We start from the raw sequence: 18,053 nt of genomic DNA, 5'->3' as shown, positions 1-18,053 counted from the left end.
CAGGGCGCCGCGACGGTTAGCCGACCGATCGCCGCGGCGCTGCCGCCCCGGCGGAGAGCAGCCACGCCTCCGCCGCGTCGGGCGCATCGAAATAGCGCGCCGGGCGGCTGCTCGCGGCGCGGCGAATCTGCATTGCCGCCAGCGACTTGGTCTCGACGAAGGCGATCAGCGGGGCGGCGGTGGCGGGGTTGGTCAGGATCCGCTGAAACGCAGCGACGCTCTGGCTGGATTGAATATCCATTTCCCGGATATCCACCAACGTCAGATGCCCGTTCGGCGGCGTCTGCAATCGGTGCAGGCCATCGACGACTGCCGCCGCGAAGCGAGCAATATCGGCTGCTTCGAAAAATCCGCCCATGCTGATCCGTAACAGACCGCGGGAGACGTCGGGCGTGATCGTGAAGGTCGCTTGCATGTAGAGCAACGTCGCGCAACCGCGGTTTCCAGATCGTTTAATTCAACACAAAAGTACGATATCGTCCAAAAGGACGATGGTTACTTGCGGATCTCAATGCATGGGGCGGTTCTTGTTGCGTCGGAGCGCCAGCCAGCCAAAGGCGGCATAAACGGACATCGCCCACCAACCGCCATCGGTGACGAACAGATAGGCGATGCCAAGCACCCCCAGGACCAACGCCGTGATGGCGGCCAGCGCGGTCGGCAGTGCGGCGGCGAGCAGCACCGCCCCGGCAAGCGTCGCCACCGCCGCCTGTACGCCGAGCCAAGCGTAGGAACCCGACACGCCGAGCGATCCGATACCGGGCAGCTTGACCGTCGCGAAACCGCGCATCGCGTTAGGAAAGGCATCGGCGGCGAGATGCAGGCCGATGCCGATCGCCAGACCCGCCATCACCGGGCGCCAGCGACGGACGAACAGCGCGAGCACCAGCGGCAGCAGCGAATGGGTCAGCGCGCTGCGATGACCGATCGGCAGCAGCAGGTCGAGATCGGGTAGGGTGGTGCCGGCGATCCCGGCACACACGACCGCGACCGCATGGACGACCGGCCGGTGCGAACGGTCGGCGAGCAGGATCGCGGCGGCCAGCCAGACCAGTGCAATCAGCAATCCCACACGAATCCCCTTCCGCGCCGCCGTCGTGCCGCCTAACACGAAGCCATGTGGCAGCTTCTGCAATTCCCGTTATGTCCGTTCTCGCGCAAGGTCCGTCTGCTGCTGGCGGAAAAGAGCATCGGTTATCAACCGGTTCGCGAATCGCCCTGGACGCGGCGCGACGAGTTTCTGCACCTGAACCCGGCGGGACAGACGCCGGTGATGATCGACGAAGCGGCGGGCATCCGGCTGATCGATTCGATGGCGATCTGCGAATATATCGAGGAGACGGGCGACAAGCCGGCGATGCTGAACGGCAACGCCGCCGACCGCGCCGAACAGCGGCGGCTGGTGACGTGGTTCGACACCCAATTCTATCGCGAGATCACCGGGCCGCTGCTGATGGAGCGGATGGAGAAGCGCATCGTCCATCGCCAGACGCCCGACACGCGGGTGCTGCGCGAGGCGATGAAGGCGGCGGTCGAGCATCTCGACTATATCGACTATCTACTCGACCATCGGCAGTGGATCGGGGGCGCGACGATGAGCCTCGCCGATCTGGCGGCGGCGGCGCAGATTTCGATCGCCGACTATCTGGGCGGGATCGATTTCAAGACGCATGACCTCGCCAAGCGCTGGTATGTGGGCATGAAGAGTCGGCCGAGTTTCCGGCCGCTGCTGGCCGAGCGGATGGAAGGCGTGCCGCCGCCGGCAGATTACGAGAAGCTGGATGTGTAGGGGGCGGTGTTTGCCGCCTGTCTTCTCCTCCGTTCGGTTCGAGTAGCGATCGAGCATGTCGAGAGCGCGTATCGAGAACAGGGTTCCGCAGGCGTGACCTTGGCAGGGTTCGCTTTTGGCGGATGTTCTCGACGGACGCTTCTCGACAAGCTCGAAGCTGTTCGAACCGAACGGATCGTGGGATTTGAAGCACTTAGCTCTTTGGCGAAGGTCAAAGTTCACTAAGTTCACACTCGCACGCGTTTTGCAGCGTGCGTGACCTTGCCCGGTAACGGGGCACGCTGGATGGACGGTTGTGAAAGAGCACCCCCGATCCTGACGCCGCCGCCCGCTGTAGGAAAGCCCTACCCGCCGAGCGCCTTCTGCCGCCGGCGCTGCACCGACGACCCCAGCCCGATCGCCTCGCGATATTTGGCGACCGTGCGCCTGGCGATGTCGAAGCCCTTGGCGTTCAGCAGCTCGACTAGCGTGTCGTCGGACAGGATTTTCTTCGGGTCCTCGGCAGCGATCAGGGTGCGGATCGCTTCCTTGACCGCGAGCGCCGACACCGCCTCGCCACCGTCCGCCGACTGAATGGCGGAGGTGAAGAAGAATTTCAGTTCGAACAGGCCGCGCGGGCAGGAGAGATATTTGTTCGAGGTCACGCGGCTGACGGTCGATTCGTGCATCTCGATCGCCTCGGCGACCTTGGCGAGGGTCAGCGGGCGAAGATGGGCGACGCCGTGCCGGAAGAACGCCTCCTGCTGCTTCACGATCTCGGTCGCGACCTTCAGGATGGTGCGCTGGCGCTGGTCGAGCGCCTTCACCAGCCAGTTGGCGCTGGCGAGGCAGTCGGACAGCCATGCCTTGGAGGACTTGTTCCCGCCGGCGCTCAGTTCAGCGAAATAGCCGCGATTGACCAGCACGCGCGGTAGGGTGGCGCCGTTGATCTCGACCGCCCAGCCATCGCCACGCGGTGCGACGAACAGGTCGGGGACGACCGATTGAGTGCGTTCGCCGCCGAAGCGGCAGCCGGGTTTGGGATCATAGCCGCGCAGTTCGCGGATCATGTCGGCCAGATCTTCCTCATCGACCTCGCAGATGCGGCGCAGTTGCGGCAGTGCCCCGCGCGCGAGCAGGTCGAGATGGTCGAGCAGCCGGGCGATGCACGGATCGTAGCGATCGGCTTCGCGCGCCTGGATCGCGAGACATTCGGCGAGGCTGCGCGCACCGACGCCGCTGGGGTCGAAGGTCTGGACGATGGTCAGCACCGATTCGACGCGGGCGAGCGGCACGCCGAGGCGGTTGGCGATGTCGAGCAGCGAGCCCGACAGATAGCCGCAATCGTCGATCTGATCGATGATCGCGCTGGCGATGAACAGGTCGGCGCCCGCGACACAGGCCCCGGCCTGTTGCAGCAGATGGTCGACCAGCGACACGTCGGCACTGGCCAGCGCATCGAGATCGGGAGCCTCTTCGAACCCGCCGCCGCCGGTCGCGGCGAGGCCGAGGCTGCCGTCGAGCGAACCGACCCCGTCCGACGCGCTGTCGTGGTGAAAGGTGTCGCCGAGATCGAGGTCGAGCGACTCGCCCCTCGCCGCGCCGAGGCCCAGTAGTTCGTCCGATCCGGCGGGTTCGCCGGAAGGAGCGGGTTCGGGCGCTTCGAGCGCGGGGCCGTCATCGTCGCTGCCGCCCGATTCGAGCAGCGGGTTCTTTTCGATTTCCTCGGCGAGGAAGCCTTCGATCTCCAGATTCGACAGCGCGAGCAAGCGGATCGCCTGCTGCAACTGCGGCGTCATCACCAGCGATTGCGACTGGCGCAGGTCGAGGCGCGGCGCGAGGCTCATCTGCGTTAGAGCTCGAAGCCTTCGCCCAGATACAGGCGGCGGACATTGGCATCGGCGACCAGTTCGGACGGCGATCCGGCGAACAGCACGCGGCCGTCATAGATGATATAGGCGCGGTCGACGATTTCGAGCGTCTCGCGGACATTGTGATCGGTGATAAGCACCCCGATACCGCGCGACTTGAGCTGGATCACGAGGTCGCGAATGTCGGCGATCGAGATCGGATCGATGCCGGCAAAGGGTTCGTCGAGCAGGATGATCGTCGGATTGGCGGCGAGCGCGCGGGCGATTTCGGCGCGGCGCCGCTCGCCGCCCGACAGCGCCATCGCCGATGCCGCGCGCAGCCGGGTCAGGCCGAATTCGTCGAGCAACTGTTCGAGTCGCGCCGCCCGCGCCGCCTTGTCCGGTTCGGCGAGCTCGAGCACGGCGAGGATATTCTTTTCGACCGACAGGCCGCGAAAGATCGAGGTTTCCTGCGGCAAGTAACCGAGCCCGAGGATCGCGCGGCGATACATGGGCAACGCGGTGATATCCTCACCATCAAGCAGGATGCGGCCGGCATCGGGCTTCACCAGGCCCATGGCGGAATAGAAGCTGGTCGTCTTGCCCGCGCCATTGGGACCGAGCAGCCCGACGACCTCGCCGCGGCCGACCGACATCGACACGTCGGACAGCACGACCCGCTTGTCATAGGATTTGGCGATCGACACCACCGACAGCCCCGTGTCGGAGGGCAGTTCGTGGACCGGGACAGCGTCGGCGCTGCGGGACAACAGGTTGGTGTCGGTCATCGGCAGCGTCCTGCATGGCAATGGTTACCGTACCGTTAGTACGGTTCGGTTGGCAGGATTATTGCATGAGAATCGGCTTCAGGGAAAGGTGCGATCACCGTTCCGCCGAGAAAGTGCGATCAGTTGCGCTTGGGTACCGAGAAGCGGCCGGTGACACGGCCGCCGCTCTGCTGAACCGTGCCGTCGGGTGCCCGGGTGGTACCGACGCCCGATCCGTCGATCGTCGCGCGGCCGGTGTCGAGGTCGATCGACAGGCGGCCGCCGGTCAGGGTGTTGGCCCCCTGCGTCAGCTGTACGCCACCGATCATCGTCACGACGCGGCGGTTGACGTCATAGACGGCGAAGCGCGACTTGGCGGTCTGGTCCGGGCGGCGGACGGTGACGTTGCCGGTGGCATCCATGCGCGATGCCTGGGGCGAGGCGCCTTCGGTGATCTGTCCGACATAGGCGACCACGACGCGGTCGGCGGTCAGCGTCATGGTCGACTGCCGGATGGTGACCCCGCCGGTCAGCACCGCACGATTGGCGCGATCCTGCAATTCGATGGCGTTGGCCGAGAAATCGATCGGCGCGTTCGAGTCGTGCCGCGTCTGCGCCGGGGCCGATCCCGCAATGGCGAGGAAGCCCAAGGTGGCGGCAAGGCCCGGTAGCGCATGGCGAATCATCGCGGCTATTTCGTGCGTGCCGGGTCGATACGCAAGCGGGCATTGCCGGTCAGCCGCACGGTGCGCGACTCGAGATCGGCGTCGAGCCGGTCGCCGCTGAACGTGCCCATCGATGTCGTGCCGGTGACCGCGCTGTCGCTTTGCAACCGGCGGGTCTTCAGGTCGACGGTCGCGCCATCGGTGTCGAGCGAATAGCCATCGGCCGCACGGAAGCGGATCGGGCCGTTCACATCGACCTGTTCGGAGCGCATGTCGTAGCGGCCGCTGGGCGCGGTGAGACGCGCCGGACCGTCGGGCAGGCGGATGGCGGCGGCCAGTTGCTGCATCTGCACGACCGGTTCGGCCGAGCTTTTCTGCACCGCCGAACCGGCATCGAGGACGAAGGGCTGGCCCTTGGCATCCTGTCCGCGATATTCGGCAGCGCGCAGCCGCATGCGTTCCTGCGCGACATCGACCTTGTTCTTGTCGAGCACGAAGCTGGTGTCGCCGCGCATGAACAGCGGCGCCATCACCAGGAACGCGGCGAGCACGCCGATGCCGATCGGCAGCGCGACCATCAGGAACGCGATCAGCCGGTCGTGCGCGCTGCCGGGCGCGGCGCGGCGTTGCCGGCGCGAGCGTTCCTGGCGAGCGATTTCCGACATCGGCTTACCCTTACATATGTGCGAAGATATCGGTCTCGGGCCAGCCGGCGAGATCGAGCGCGGCGCGGTGCGGCAGGAAATCGAAACAGGCCTGCGCCAGATGGGTGCGTCCTTCGCGCGCCAATCGCCTGGTCAGTTCCTCGCGTAGCGCGTGGAGGAAGCGGACGTCGGAGGCGGCATAGTCGCGCTGCGCATCGGACAGCACCGGACCGCCCCAGTCGGACGATTGCTGCTGCTTCGACAGTTCCTGCCCGAGCAGTTCGCGGACCAGTTCCTTGAGCCCATGGCGATCGGTGTAGGTGCGGACCAGCCGCGACGCGATCTTGGTGCAGAAGACCGGACCGGCGGTGACGCCCAGATAATATTGGATCGCCGCGAGGTCGAACCGGCCGAAATGATAGAGCTTCACCCGTGCCGGATCGGCCAGCACCGCCTTCAGGTTCGGGGCGGCATAGTCGCTGCCGGGGTTGAAGCGGACGAGATGCTGGTCCTCGCCGCCATCGGACAGCTGCACGACGCACAGCCGGTCGCGCGGGGTGATGAGGCCCATCGTCTCGGTATCGACGGCAATGTCGGCGCCCGGCGCGAAGACGTCGCCCGGCAGGTCTTCTTCGTGGAAATAAACGGTCATGGGTAGCGCCTAGCGGTTGGAGGGGGCGCGCTCAATGGCCTCGCGCGCCGCTCGCTTCTTTGCCTTGGAACGGCGCGAGACGATGTTGAGCGTCTCGACCCCGGCGGAAAAGGCCATGGCGGCGTAGATATAGCCCTTGGGCACATGTACCCCGAAGCCGTCGGCGATCAGAACCGCGCCGATCATCAGCAGGAAGCCGAGCGCCAGCATGACGACGGTCGGATTGGCATTGATGAAGCGCGCCAGCGGATCGGCGGCGACCAGCATGATCGCGACGGTGACGATGACCGCCGCCATCATGATCGGCACGTCGTCGGTCATGCCGACGGCGGTCAGGATCGAATCGATCGAGAACACCATGTCGAGCGCGACGATCTGCGCGATCGCCGATCCGAACGACAGCGCGGTCTTGCCCTGCTTGTCGAGCGCCTCGCCGGTCGGTTCGTCGTCCATCGTGTGATGGATTTCCTTGGTCGCCTTCCACACCAGGAACAGCCCGCCGGCGATCAGGATCAGGTCGCGCCACGAAAAGGCGGTTTCGAAGCTCGGCCGGCCATAGCCATCGGGGCGGCCCTGAATGCCCAGATCGAACACCGGGTTGGTCAGCGAAACGATGAAGGCGATCATCGACAGCAACAACAGTCGCATGACCAATGCGAGGCCGATACCGATTCGCCGTGCCAGTTGTTGCTGCTGCACAGGCAACTTGTTCGACAGAATCGAAATGAAGATCAGGTTGTCGATGCCGAGCACGACTTCGAGCACGACCAGCGTGAGAAACGCAGCCCAGGCGGCAGGGTCGGCAAGAAGCGCCAAAATGGTGTCCATAAGGCGAATCTGTGCCGTCTTCGCCACAATATCGCAAGCTTCGCGGCCACAGGAACGATTGCAGCGGCGAAATTCGTTTGGGAGTGTGCACTTTTACGCTATGGCAGGGAGGTGGCACCCGGTTTGGCGGTGCCCGGACACCTGCGTTTTTCGCTCGGCGCTTGGGTTTAGAATGAAGTTGGGCGAACCGGGAAGACGAACAGGGCAATGAGTTTCGATCGAGGACGGCGCGGCGAGCGCGGTGGGCGCGGCAGGGACAAGCGCGACGGTTTTGGTGACGAAGGCGGCAGCTACGGCGGCGGCGGCTTCGGCGGCGACCGCGGCGGATTCGGCGGCGGTGGTTTCGGTGGCGGCGGCTTCGGCGGCGGCGGTGGCGGTTACGGTGATCGCGGCGGCGGCTTCGGCGGCGGCGGCGGTGGTTTCCGTGGCGGCGGTGGCGGCTTCGGCGGCGGCGGTGGCGGCTTTGGTGGTGGCGGCGGCGGTGGCCGCGGCATGCCGCCGCAGGTCGTCGGCGAAGCGACCGGCGTGGTCAAGTTCTTCAACGCGCAGAAGGGCTTCGGCTTCGTGGTCCGTGATGACGGCGGCGAAGACGTGTTCGTGCACATCTCGGCCGTCGAGCAGGCGGGGCTCTCGGCGCTGGCCGAAGGGCAGCCGATGGGCTTCACCCTCGTCGATCGTGGCGGCCGCATCTCGGCGACCGACCTGAAGATCGACGGCGAGCCGATGCCGGTCACCGGCGGCGGCGCCCCGCGCGAACCGCGTGAACCGCGCGCCGGCGGCGGTGGCTTCGGTGCCCCGCAGCGGCAGCTGACCGGCGAACGCGCGAGCGGCGTCGTGAAGTTCTTCAACGCGATGAAGGGCTTCGGCTTCATCCAGCGCGACGACGGCCAGCCGGACGCATTCGTCCACATCTCGGCCGTCGAGCGTGCGGGTCTGCCGACGCTCAACGAAGGCGATCGTCTCGAGTTCGAACTCGAAGTCGACCGTCGCGGCAAGCACGCCGCGGTGAACCTCAACAAGCTCTGAGGTTCGCGCTTCGGCGACAGACAAGGGGCCGGTCATCCGCAAGGGTGGCCGGCCCTCTTCGTTTCGGCGAACCGCGTTCGTTATTGGGGAGGTAGCGGATGGACCTGGCGACACCCAATCTGCCGTCGCGCGACTTTGCCGTAACCTCGGCCTTTTTCGCGGCGCTCGGCTTTGTCGAGACGTGGCGCGATGCGACGTGGATGATTCTCGAGCGCGGATCGCTAAAACTCGAATTCTTCCCGTGGCCCGATTTCGATCCGACGACCAGCGGCTATGGCAGTTGCCTGCGCCTCGACGATCTCGACGCCTTCTACGCGGTGGCGAAGGCGGCGGGGATCGAGGAGAAATCGACCGGCTTTCCCCGACTGCAACCCCCGCGCGAACAGAATGGGCTTCGCATCGGCGCGTTGCTCGACCCGGACTGCTCCTTGCTGCGGCTGATCCAGAATCCTTGATCTGCTCGCGGTCACTGCTGGACCACCGTGGCCGCGAACCCCGATACGCGTTCGCTCGTTGCAGCGCCTCACAGCGAAGGGATTGGCGATGGGCATGTTGCAGGACGGGGTTTGGACCAACGACACGCCGGTCGCACCGACCGACGAATCGGGTAATTTCCAGCGTGCGGAAAGCGGATTTCGCGACTGGCTGACCCGCAATGGTGGGGCCGGACCGGACGGGCAGCGCGGCTCCCCGGCGGAGGCGGGGCGCTATCATCTCTATGTGAGCCTTGCCTGTCCGTGGGCGCATCGCGCGTTGGTGGTGCGAGCGTTGAAGGGGCTGGAGGATCTGTTGCCGGTGACGGTGGTCGGGCCGTTGATGGGGGCGCAGGGGTGGAGTTTCGCCGAGGCGTTTGGCGGGACCGGCGATCCGGTCAACGGCGTCGACCATCTGCACCAGCTCTATACGCTCGCCGATCCGCACATGACCGGCAAGGTCACCGTGCCGGTGCTGTGGGACAAGGTCGAACGGCGGATCGTGAACAACGAATCGTCGGAGATCATCCGGATGCTGAACACCGCATTCGACGATCTGGGCGCGGCGCCGGGCGACTTCTATCCGCCGGACCTGCGCAGCAAGATCGATGCGGTCAACGACCGTGTCTATGCGAGCGTCAACAACGGCGTGTATCGCGCCGGTTTCGCGACGACGCAGGCAGCGTATGACAAGGCGGTCGCGGCGTTGTTCGAGTCGCTCGACTGGCTGGAGGCGCGGCTGACCGACGAGTGGCTCGTCGGCGACCGGCTGACCGAGGCGGATATCCGGTTGTTCACGACGCTGGTGCGCTTCGACCCGGTCTATCACGGCCATTTCAAGTGCAACGTTCGGCGGCTGCTCGATTATCCGCGGCTGCGCGCGCTGACCGAACGGATCGCGGGCCTGCCGGGGGTCGCGGCGACGATCGATCTCGACCAGATCAAGACGCACTATTATCGCAGCCACAAGGATATCAATCCGACCGGGATCGTGCCCGCCGGACCAGCGGTACCGTTCTGAAGGGTCCGACCGTTCAGCGGGCGGCAAGGCAGATGCGAGGATGACGATAACGATGATCCGCTGGTTCCTGCCCGTGAGCCTTGCGCTCGCCACCGTCGCGTCGGCCCAGACCGGCTTACCTCCCGCCGCGCCGGTACAGCCGGTGCCGGTCGAGGGCATTTCGGCGCGGATCGTGGCGCGCTATCCACATGATCGCACCGCCTTTACCCAGGGGCTGGTGTGGCATGACGGCGCGCTGTTCGAGAGCACCGGGCAACCGGGCGTGTCCGACGTGCGGCGGGTCAATCTGAGCGACGGCAAGGTGTTGGCGCGTGCGCGGCTGCCGGGCCAGCAGTTCGGCGAGGGGCTGGCGGTCGACGGGCAGCAACTGGTCAGCCTGACGTGGCAGGACGGCATTGCGCACCGCTGGAACGCGAAGACGCTGAAACCGGTCGGCAGCGCGCGCTATCCGGGCGAGGGCTGGGGGCTGGCGAGCGACGGCCAGTCGCTGATTCTGTCCGACGGGACGCCGACATTGCGCTTTCTCGACCCCAAGACGTTCCGGGAAACGCGGCGGGTGACGGTGACCGCGAATGGCCGGCCGGTGCACAATCTCAACGAGCTGGAGATGATCGACGGCAAGCTGTGGGGCAATATCTGGCACCGCGACTATATCGTGCGGATCGATCCGGCGACGGGGGCAGTCGACGGGCTGGTCGACCTGGCGCCGCTGCGCGCCGAACTGGGCGAGCTGGACCCGGAGGCGGTGCTGAACGGGATCGCGTGGGACGCGGCGGGCAAGCGGTTGTTCGTTACGGGCAAATGGTGGCCGACGCTGTTCGAGATCGCGTTGGAGCCTGTGCCCTGACGTCACCCCAGCGCAGGCTGGGATCTCTTCGAGGCGCTTGTCCCCCGCTGCAACCGGGAGACCCCAGCCTGCGCTGGGGTGACGATTGTGGCGGTGGGGTGGTGTGCTAACTCACCAGCTTCAGCAGCGTCGCGACATGGTCGGCCTCGGCCGCGGGCTTGTCGGTGCGGATGCGGTTGATGCGGGGGAAGCGCATCGCGACGCCCGATTTATGGCGTTTGGAGGCGTGGATCGAATCGAACGCCACCTCCAACACCAGCGTCTTTTCAACTTCGCGCACCGGGCCGAAGCGTTGCACGGTATGTTGGCGGACGAAGCGGTCGAGGTCCTTCAGCTCGGCATCGGTAAATCCCGAATAGGCCTTGCCCACCGGCAGCAGCTCGCCGCCGTCGGCCGGGTCGGCGGTCCAGCAGCCGAAGGTGTAGTCGGAATAGAAGGACGAGCGTTTGCCGCTGCCGCGCTGGGCGTACATCATCACGCAATCGGCGACGAGCGGGTCGCGTTTCCATTTATACCACAGCCCGACGCGGCGCCCGGCGACATAGGGTGAATCGCGCCGCTTGAGCATGACCCCCTCGATCGCGGCGTCGCGCGCGCCACTGCGAATATTGGCGAGCGCGTCGAAATCGGCAGCGTCGATCAGACGGGAAAGGTCGAAGACGGTCGGGTCGAGGCGCGGCACGAACGCTTCGAGCCGGGCGCGGCGCGTGGTCCAAGGCTGGTCACGCAGGTCCTGCGGTCCGTCGAACAAGATGTCGTAGAGGCGGACGAAGGCGGGATAGTCGGCCAGCATCGCCTTCGACACCAGCTTGCGTCCCAGCCGTTGTTGCAGCGCGTTGAAGCTGGCGGCGCCGGCATCTTCATGGACGCTCGCCCCCTGTCCCTCGCCGCGCACGAGCAATTCGCCGTCGAGCACGCCGGGCGTGCGGAAGGCGGCGGCGACTTCGGGAAAGGCGGCGGTGATATCGTCGCCGGCGCGGCTGTAGAGGCGGGTCTCGCCACCGACATGGACCAGCTGTACCCGGATGCCGTCCCATTTCCATTCGGCGGCATAGTCGGCGAGGTCGACCACGCCGTCGTCGAGCGGATGGGCGAGCATGAACGGGCGGAACACGGGGAGGTCGGCGGCATGCGGCTGTTCGCCACGTCCCTCGGCCCAGGCGAAGAGTTCGGCATAGGGCGGGGCGAGACCGTGCCACACCTCCTCGACCGCATCGACGTCGAGCCCGAACGTCTGCGCCAGCGCGGTCTTGGCGAGACGGGCCGACACGCCGACGCGCAACGCGCCAGTGGCGAGCTTCAGCAGGGCATAGCGTTCGTCCGATTCGAGCCGGTCGAGCATGGCGGCGAGTGCGCGCGGTGCGTCGGAGCGCGACAGGCCGGCAAGGCGGGTGACGACGGTGTCGAGCGTCAGCGGATCGCTGTCGCCGATCGCGCCGGGCGGCGGCTCGGGCCACAGCAGCGCGACCGTTTCTGCCGTATCGCCGACGAAATCGCGGCTCATCGCGAACAGGACTGGGTCGGTGCGTTCGGTGATGAGCGCACGGATCGTCGCCGATTTGACCGCCGGCAGGTCGAGATCGCCGGTCAGCGCGGCGATCGCCCAGCCGCGATCGGGATCGGGGGTGTCGCGCAGATAGGCGCCGATCAGCGCCAGCTTGGCATTGCGCGACCGGGTATAGATCAGGCGGTCGAGCAGATCGGCAAAGGCGCGCATCGCATCGTCCGGGACAGGCGGGGCGGCGGCAACCGCCCCGCGCGCCCGATCAGCCCTTGCGCGCCGCTTCGAACAGGAACCAGGCGCGTTCCTCGGCCTCGTCGATCCAGTCGTCGGCAAGGCTGCTTGTCGCGGTGTCGCCGGCGTCCTCGGCCGCCTCACGGGCTTCGCGCAGCCGCTCGACCAGCTTCAGATTGTCGTCGCGCAGCTCGGCGAGCATGTCGTCGGGCTTCACGAAGTCCTTGTCATTGTCCTTGATCGCGGTGCGGCGGGCGATATCGCCGATCGAGCGCAGCGTGGTGTTGCCGGTCTTGCGCACGCGCTCGGCGATGACGTCGGTCACGGCAAGGATCTGCGACGCCTGATCGTCGAGCATCAGGTGATAGTCGCGGAAATGCGGGCCGGACACGTGCCAGTGGAAGTTCTTGGTCTTCAGATACAAGGTGAAGCAGTCTGCGAGCGCGGCGTTCAGCCCGTCGGCGACGGTCACCGTCTTATTGTTGGGCAGGTCGGTCGGCGTGTCGAGCGCGGGGTTGGTCACGGGGAGAGTCTCCGGCTGGATATGGTTCGGTTCAGCAACGATCGCGCTGGCGAATCTTTCCCGGCGGCTCCAGTCAAAAAATCCGGTCGCGGTGATCGTCCGGCTGGATCATAGTAGCCGGAGCGCGCCGAGGCCGAGGACCGCGCCGGTTAGGCCGAGCAGCAGCGTCGCCACGATCCGGATCGGCGTAAACGGCAGCCTCTGCCAGTCGCGCTCGCCGAGCGTCGCCGCGGCCAGCAGCAGCACCGCCCCCGCCAGCGTCGCGCCGATCGCGCCAGTCACCGGATCGGGGGTGCGCGCGACCAGTGCGAAGACGAGGAACTGGCTGCGATCGCCGAGCACCAGCACCGCCATGCCGAGCAGGCCGGTCGGGAACGGCCGCAGCCGCCAGCCATCGAGCCGATCCTTGATCCGTGCCGGAATCGGCACCGCGGTCGCCGCTGCGATCATCGCGATGGCAAGGATCAGGTTGCGAGCGTTGGGGGTCAGGATCGGCGCGACCAGCATCCCGCCAATCGCCGCCAGCATGAAGCCGACGGCCTGTGCGAGGATGGCTCCCCAGACGGCACCGCTGGCGAGTCGGTCGAACAGGATCGCAGCGAGCAGCGGCGGCCGGTCGCTCACCCCCGCCAGCAGGACCGCGACGAACGCGGGGACGAGCGGGTCCATCGCGGTGTGGTTCAGTCGGCGAGTCGCACCGTGCAGGCGGCAGCATAGGCCTGTGCCGTGACGGCGTCGCTGCGCCCGCAATGCACCGCTTCGCGGGCTAGCGCGGTCCATTCGCCGATCGAGCGCCGTTCGCCGCGCGCGAGGGCGGCATCGACGACGGCGAGGACGGTCAGCGCGGGTAGGCTCGATTCGGCGGTGGCGATGGCGCGAATCGCCTCGATCTCGGCAAAGGGGCAGGCGCGGTGCCCGACGCGTAGTGCCCGTTCCGCATCGATATGCACCGACTCGATCCGCATCCTCACCTCCAATGTCCTGATTCATAACCTAGGATCGCTTGGTTACGTTCCGGTGAAGGTCGCTCGCCTTGACTTCGCCGCGCATTTGGCCCATGCGCCCACGTCTTGCAGCAGCCCCCGTGTGGCGGGCCGCTTATTATTGTCAATTCGCGGGCGTCAGGCCCAAGGGGTTTTTGGGTCATGGCAAAGCCGACCACCGTCAAGATCAAGCTCGTCAGCTCGGCCGATACCGGCTTCTTCTATGTCACCAAGAAGAACCCGCGCAACCAGACCGAAAAGCTGACCTTCCGCAAGTACGATCCGGTCGTGCGCAAGCATGTCGAGTTCAAGGAAGCCAAGATCAAGTAAGCCACGCCGGTCCATCGGGACCGGGCGTGCCACTTGCGGCTTTCGCAAACCCGCCGGACGTCGATGGGCGACCGGCGGGTTTTGCTGTGCAGGTCGTGGTCGGCGGAAGGGTTGCCGAAGCCGATCCGTCGCTCGGTACTTGATCCGGGGTACCGCTGTTGCGGGACCTCTGTAAATGTCTGCGGCGCCGTCTCCCCGCGAAGGCGGGGACCCAGGGCCAGAAGCGCAAGCCTTTGTTTGCTTGGCTCTAGACCCCTGCCTGCGCGGGGGTACGGCCTGTATGAGTCGGAGCGCGCGGACGTTCGTAGCGGTCGCAAGCGGCGAATTTCGGGCGCGGCGGGCCGAAAGGAAGCCGGCGACTTGCTACCCCCGCTGATCGCGCCCCGGATCGCGGTCGGCATTGAATGCATCGACCGCCGCATCATGGCCCGAACCGTTGCTGAGGAACACCAGCGCCATCAGCGCGCCGCCTAGCATCACCGACAGCCCGACGCCGGCCAGCGTGGCGGCCGCAATCACCCAGTTCATCGACCCGATCCACCACCAGATGCCGCCCAACGCCAGCAGCGCCGCGACCGTCGAGATCGCCGCCATCACCTTGAGCAACCAGCGGAATCGTCCCCAGGCGAACGCGGCATATTCAGGGTCGTCGAGATCGTTCGCCATGGCTTTTCAATGGTGGCGAAGCGTGGAATTCTCAACCCATGGATGCTCCCGCCGCGTTGGACCGGGGCACCAGTGGGAGGAGAGGGCGATGACCATCGCGAAACTGTTGGGCCGCCGTGCGGTCGTGTCGGTCGGGGCCGATGCGAGTGTCGGCGACGTCGTGGCGTTGCTGGCCGAACATCGTATCGGCGCGGTGCCGGTGCTGGCGGACGGTCGGGTCGCCGGGATCTTTTCCGAACGCGACATGATCCATGCGCTGGTCGAATGCGGCGCGGCGGCGATCGACCTGCCGGTCGCCGAACGGATGACCAGCCCGGCGATCACCGTCGGTCCCGATGCTTCGGTGCTGGGCGCGCTATCGCTGATGACGCAGCGGCGCATCCGGCACCTGCCGGTGCTCGATGGCGATCAGCTGGTCGGGTTCGTATCGATCGGCGACCTCGTCAAATATCGCATCGACGGGATCGAGGCGGAGGCGGAGGCGATGCGAGCCTACATTCAGGGTTAGATTGCGCAGGGTTGGCCGTGCCCGTTGACCGCCGTTTAACCGGCGGTCGATAAGCAGTCGGCATGACGTCGCTCGGCGAACATCTCAACTGGCACTGGAAGCAATGGCGGCACCGCCGGCTGGCGCGCGGCATCCTTGCCACGCCGCCGGCGACGGTGCGCCACGACGGGGTCATCGTCTTCTCGATGATCGGCAGCGCGGTGCTGCTCCCCTATCTGGTCGCGGTAAAGTCGCTGTTGCATCATCTTGGGCGCGGGCGGGTGGTGATCCTCGACGACGGAACGCTGACCGCGGCGGACCGCGCGGTGCTCGCCGCGCAACTGGGCGATCCGCGGATCATTGCGATCGACACGGTCGCGACCGATCCCTGCCCCCGCCGCGACGTTTGGGAACGGCTGCTGACGATTCTCGACCTGCGCGCGCAGGATTATGTGATCCAGCTCGATTCGGACACGGTGACGCTGGGCCCGGTGCCCGAGGTCGCGGCGGCGATCGATGCCGGGCGCAGCTTCACGCTGTTGGGGGAGGGCAACGCGCGGCTGTTGCCGGTCGATGGCTTCGTCGCGACGCGGCGCGCGGTCGATCCGCTGTCCCCGGCCACCCATGTCCAGGATGCCTCGGAAGCGGTGCTCGACCGGGTCGCCGTGCCGGGGCGGGAGGCGCTCCGTTATGTCCGGGGCTGTGCCGGGTTCGCCGGCTTTGCGCGCAGCGACGACGGGCGCGGCGTCGCCGAAACGCTGTCGCTAGCGATGGACCGGATGCTGGGGGAGCGGCAGTGGCGCCGCTGGGGCAGCGAACAGGTCGCGGCCAATTTCGTCGTCGCCAACGATCCCGATCCGGTGCTGCTGCCCTATGACCGTTATTTCAATTTCTGGAATGCCGGCGTGCCGCGTGGCGCGGCGTTCGCGCACTTCATCGGCACCTATCGCTTTCACGGCACCGCCTATCTGCGCGCGACCCGCGCGGCGATCGCGCAGTTGCGGGGTTAACGCCGCCGGATCATCGCGATCGCATCGGTAATTGCCGAGCGGGCGAAGCACCACAACATGCCGGCATAGACGCCGCCGCCGACTACGACCGACAGTGCCAGCGTCGCGACCGGCGAAACCGGCGCGACGACGCTGCGGGCCAGCAAGACCGCGCCGACCATCGCGATTCCGGCGGCAAAGGCCGGGCGGACCGCGGCGATGAAACTGCCGAGCGACAGGCCGATCACCGGCAGAGCGCGGTGGAGCACGATGCCGAGCAGGATCGGATGCGCCACGATCCAGGCCGCCGCCAGCCCGCCGATGCCGAAACGCACGCCGATCAGGAACGCGACCGGCAGCAGCACCGCGCCGATCGCGGTCGTCCGCGCGGTGATCCCCGGCCGGCCCAGCGCCTCAACCACCGGCGGGAACAGTGTCTGCAGCGCCATGAACGGCATCGCGATGCCCAGCAGCGCGACCAGCGGCGCCGCTTCGCGCCATTGCTCGCCGAGCGCAATCGTGACGACCGGCCCGGCGGTCACCGCAAGCCCGAGGAAGAAGGGGACCGCGACCAGCATCACCAGACGCACCGAGCGGACGAAGCCGTCCGCCACCGCCGCGCGGTCGTGCTGCATCCGGGCATAGGCGGAGAACGCGACTTCGTTGAGCGGCGGCACGACCTTGTTGGTGAAGATCTGCGTCAGGAACAGCGCGGTGGTATAGACGCCGACGACATGGGCATCGAACCAGCGCCCGGCGACGAGGATGTCGGCCTGGGACTGTGCGAAACCGAGCAGGCTCGATCCGGCGACGACCCCGCCATAGCGGGCGAGATGGCCGGCGCCGCGAAAGTCGAAACTCGGCCACATCCATGCGCGGGCGGCGATCGTCAGCCCGATCGCGCGCGTGGCGAACAGCACTGCCGGGGCAAGTACCAGCGTCCACACGCCCAGCCCGCCATAGGCACCGCCGATCGCGGCGAGCGCGCCGAGGAAGGAGGACAGCAGATTGACCTGTGCCTGGCGATGGAAATCCATTCGCCGCGCGAGCAGGGCATAGGCGAACGAGCTGAACGGGGTGGTAAGGTAAAGCAGCGCCTGTACCCGCAATAGGTCGGCGACGAACGGCTCGCGATAATAGGCGGCGGCAAGCGGCGCGATCGCGAACTGCACCGCACCCAGCGTCAGGTTGAGCAGCAACAGCATCCCGAACACCTGCCGCTGCTCACGCGGCGACACGTCGCCATGCTGGATCAACGCGTTGGCAAGGCCATGGCCGTTGAGCATGCTGAGCAACAACAGCACGACGCCGGTCATCGCCACCAACCCGTAATCGCCCGGCGTCAGCATCCGGATGACGAGGAAGGTCGACGCCCAAGACACAATCTGCCCGACGATCTGGCTGCCCGATCGCCAGATGACGGCACGCCGCACCTGTCCATGCAGCGATTCGGATGGGGCAGGGGGCGATTCGGCGGAGGCGTCCATGCTGCCCCCTTGTACGCCAAGCGGTTGAAACCGCGTAAACCCGCGGAAATCCGTCAATCTGCAACTTTCTCGAAACAAAATTGCAAAAAGCCGTTGACGGTTTCCGACATCGCCCGTAGAGGGCTGTTCACCGGACGGGGCGAGCCAATCGCTTCCACCGAGACAGCGAAACGCAGGCGACGCGAACCGCCCCTCCTAAAAAAGGGGTAGCGAAGCGACGCCGATTTCTTTGTCCGCTATTTGACATTGTAGTTTAGATGAAGGGACATGTGGGCGGCGGCTTGCGGTCTATGGCATTCAAGGTGCTGTGGG

General features: G+C 66.5%; 22 protein-coding genes. 8 read left to right on the top strand and 14 right to left on the bottom strand.

The window, feature by feature from the left end:
* Window positions 1-16: 16 nt before the first annotated feature.
* Both ACTHQV_RS03115 and ACTHQV_RS03110 read right to left on the bottom strand, forming a co-directional pair.
* Entirely contained in the window at window positions 17-415 is a 399-nt protein-coding gene (locus ACTHQV_RS03115; RefSeq protein WP_440488329.1) for a hypothetical protein, read from the bottom strand.
* Between the two features lie 93 nt (window positions 416-508).
* A complete protein-coding gene (locus ACTHQV_RS03110) occupies window positions 509-1,072 on the bottom strand; it encodes a hypothetical protein (RefSeq protein ID WP_440488328.1) in 564 nt (187 codons plus the stop codon).
* 45 nt (window positions 1,073-1,117) lie between these two features.
* Between ACTHQV_RS03110 and ACTHQV_RS03105 the strand changes: the two genes are divergently transcribed.
* The gene (locus ACTHQV_RS03105; RefSeq protein ID WP_440488327.1) at window positions 1,118-1,789 is read left to right on the top strand and encodes a glutathione S-transferase family protein; all 672 of its coding nucleotides are present in this window, start codon (window positions 1,118-1,120) and stop codon (window positions 1,787-1,789) included.
* A 344-nt stretch (window positions 1,790-2,133) separates the two neighbouring features.
* Here the strand turns inward: ACTHQV_RS03105 and rpoN are convergent, their stop codons facing one another.
* The 6 genes from rpoN to ACTHQV_RS03075 all read right to left on the bottom strand — a co-directional run bounded on the left by rpoN (window position 2,134) and on the right by ACTHQV_RS03075 (window position 7,174).
* Window positions 2,134-3,615, bottom strand: a complete 1,482-nt coding sequence (gene rpoN, locus ACTHQV_RS03100) for an RNA polymerase factor sigma-54 (protein ID WP_440488326.1) — start codon at window positions 3,613-3,615, stop codon at window positions 2,134-2,136.
* A 5-nt stretch (window positions 3,616-3,620) separates the two neighbouring features.
* On the bottom strand, window positions 3,621-4,406 hold the full coding sequence (lptB, locus tag ACTHQV_RS03095; protein ID WP_440488325.1) for an LPS export ABC transporter ATP-binding protein: 786 nt from the start codon (window positions 4,404-4,406) through the stop codon (window positions 3,621-3,623).
* 119 nt (window positions 4,407-4,525) lie between these two features.
* Entirely contained in the window at window positions 4,526-5,071 is a 546-nt protein-coding gene (locus tag ACTHQV_RS03090; protein WP_440488324.1) for an LptA/OstA family protein, read from the bottom strand.
* 5 nt (window positions 5,072-5,076) lie between these two features.
* Window positions 5,077-5,715 (bottom strand): LPS export ABC transporter periplasmic protein LptC, encoded by a 639-nt coding sequence (lptC, locus tag ACTHQV_RS03085; RefSeq protein ID WP_440488323.1) that lies wholly within the window; start codon window positions 5,713-5,715, stop codon window positions 5,077-5,079.
* A gap of 10 nt (window positions 5,716-5,725) precedes the next feature.
* Window positions 5,726-6,346, bottom strand: coding sequence for a ribonuclease D (locus ACTHQV_RS03080; RefSeq protein WP_440488322.1), 621 nt, complete (start codon window positions 6,344-6,346; stop codon window positions 5,726-5,728).
* A gap of 9 nt (window positions 6,347-6,355) precedes the next feature.
* A complete protein-coding gene (locus tag ACTHQV_RS03075; protein ID WP_440488321.1) occupies window positions 6,356-7,174 on the bottom strand; it encodes a TerC family protein in 819 nt (272 codons plus the stop codon).
* Window positions 7,175-7,381: 207 nt separating this feature from the next.
* Between ACTHQV_RS03075 and ACTHQV_RS03070 the strand changes: the two genes are divergently transcribed.
* From ACTHQV_RS03070 to ACTHQV_RS03055, 4 genes are all read left to right on the top strand, one after another.
* The gene (locus ACTHQV_RS03070; protein WP_440488320.1) at window positions 7,382-8,200 is read left to right on the top strand and encodes a cold-shock protein; all 819 of its coding nucleotides are present in this window, start codon (window positions 7,382-7,384) and stop codon (window positions 8,198-8,200) included.
* A 98-nt stretch (window positions 8,201-8,298) separates the two neighbouring features.
* The gene (locus ACTHQV_RS03065; RefSeq protein ID WP_440488319.1) at window positions 8,299-8,655 is read left to right on the top strand and encodes a bleomycin resistance protein; all 357 of its coding nucleotides are present in this window, start codon (window positions 8,299-8,301) and stop codon (window positions 8,653-8,655) included.
* An 88-nt stretch (window positions 8,656-8,743) separates the two neighbouring features.
* The gene (locus ACTHQV_RS03060; protein ID WP_440488865.1) at window positions 8,744-9,694 is read left to right on the top strand and encodes a glutathione S-transferase family protein; all 951 of its coding nucleotides are present in this window, start codon (window positions 8,744-8,746) and stop codon (window positions 9,692-9,694) included.
* 52 nt (window positions 9,695-9,746) lie between these two features.
* Window positions 9,747-10,541, top strand: coding sequence for a glutaminyl-peptide cyclotransferase (locus tag ACTHQV_RS03055; protein ID WP_440488318.1), 795 nt, complete (start codon window positions 9,747-9,749; stop codon window positions 10,539-10,541).
* A gap of 106 nt (window positions 10,542-10,647) precedes the next feature.
* On the opposite strand, the gene ACTHQV_RS03050 is transcribed toward ACTHQV_RS03055, so the two are convergent.
* The 4 genes from ACTHQV_RS03050 to ACTHQV_RS03035 form a co-directional block, all read right to left on the bottom strand.
* Window positions 10,648-12,258, bottom strand: a complete 1,611-nt coding sequence (locus ACTHQV_RS03050) for a cisplatin damage response ATP-dependent DNA ligase (RefSeq protein WP_440488317.1) — start codon at window positions 12,256-12,258, stop codon at window positions 10,648-10,650.
* A 49-nt stretch (window positions 12,259-12,307) separates the two neighbouring features.
* On the bottom strand, window positions 12,308-12,799 hold the full coding sequence (locus ACTHQV_RS03045; RefSeq protein ID WP_440488316.1) for a Dps family protein: 492 nt from the start codon (window positions 12,797-12,799) through the stop codon (window positions 12,308-12,310).
* 108 nt (window positions 12,800-12,907) lie between these two features.
* On the bottom strand, window positions 12,908-13,468 hold the full coding sequence (locus tag ACTHQV_RS03040) for a TMEM165/GDT1 family protein (RefSeq protein WP_440488315.1): 561 nt from the start codon (window positions 13,466-13,468) through the stop codon (window positions 12,908-12,910).
* 11 nt (window positions 13,469-13,479) lie between these two features.
* A complete protein-coding gene (locus ACTHQV_RS03035) occupies window positions 13,480-13,764 on the bottom strand; it encodes a hypothetical protein (protein ID WP_440488314.1) in 285 nt (94 codons plus the stop codon).
* A 180-nt stretch (window positions 13,765-13,944) separates the two neighbouring features.
* Here ACTHQV_RS03035 and rpmG point away from each other — a divergent pair, with 180 nt between their 5' ends.
* On the top strand, window positions 13,945-14,112 hold the full coding sequence (rpmG, locus tag ACTHQV_RS03030) for a 50S ribosomal protein L33 (RefSeq protein ID WP_055757016.1): 168 nt from the start codon (window positions 13,945-13,947) through the stop codon (window positions 14,110-14,112).
* Between the two features lie 363 nt (window positions 14,113-14,475).
* Here rpmG and ACTHQV_RS03025 read toward each other — a convergent pair whose 3' ends face one another.
* Window positions 14,476-14,778 (bottom strand): hypothetical protein, encoded by a 303-nt coding sequence (locus ACTHQV_RS03025; protein ID WP_440488313.1) that lies wholly within the window; start codon window positions 14,776-14,778, stop codon window positions 14,476-14,478.
* 88 nt (window positions 14,779-14,866) lie between these two features.
* On the opposite strand from ACTHQV_RS03025, the gene ACTHQV_RS03020 reads away from it, so the two are divergent.
* Window positions 14,867-15,286 carry a CBS domain-containing protein gene (locus ACTHQV_RS03020; protein ID WP_440488312.1) on the top strand — a complete coding sequence of 140 codons (420 nt, stop codon included), beginning with the start codon at window positions 14,867-14,869 and terminating at the stop codon, window positions 15,284-15,286.
* Window positions 15,287-15,348: 62 nt separating this feature from the next.
* Window positions 15,349-16,275 carry a hypothetical protein gene (locus ACTHQV_RS03015; protein WP_440488311.1) on the top strand — a complete coding sequence of 309 codons (927 nt, stop codon included), beginning with the start codon at window positions 15,349-15,351 and terminating at the stop codon, window positions 16,273-16,275.
* On the opposite strand, the gene ACTHQV_RS03010 is transcribed toward ACTHQV_RS03015, so the two are convergent.
* Window positions 16,272-17,741, bottom strand: a complete 1,470-nt coding sequence (locus ACTHQV_RS03010; protein WP_440488310.1) for a lipopolysaccharide biosynthesis protein — start codon at window positions 17,739-17,741, stop codon at window positions 16,272-16,274. The two genes, ACTHQV_RS03015 and ACTHQV_RS03010, sit on opposite strands and share 4 nt — an antisense overlap.
* Between the last annotated feature and the right edge of the window lie 312 nt (window positions 17,742-18,053).

Source organism: Sphingomonas sp. SAFR-052, from assembly GCF_051965015.1.
Lineage (GTDB): Bacteria > Pseudomonadota > Alphaproteobacteria > Sphingomonadales > Sphingomonadaceae > Sphingomonas.
This window is presented reverse-complemented; position numbering and strand designations above follow the sequence as displayed.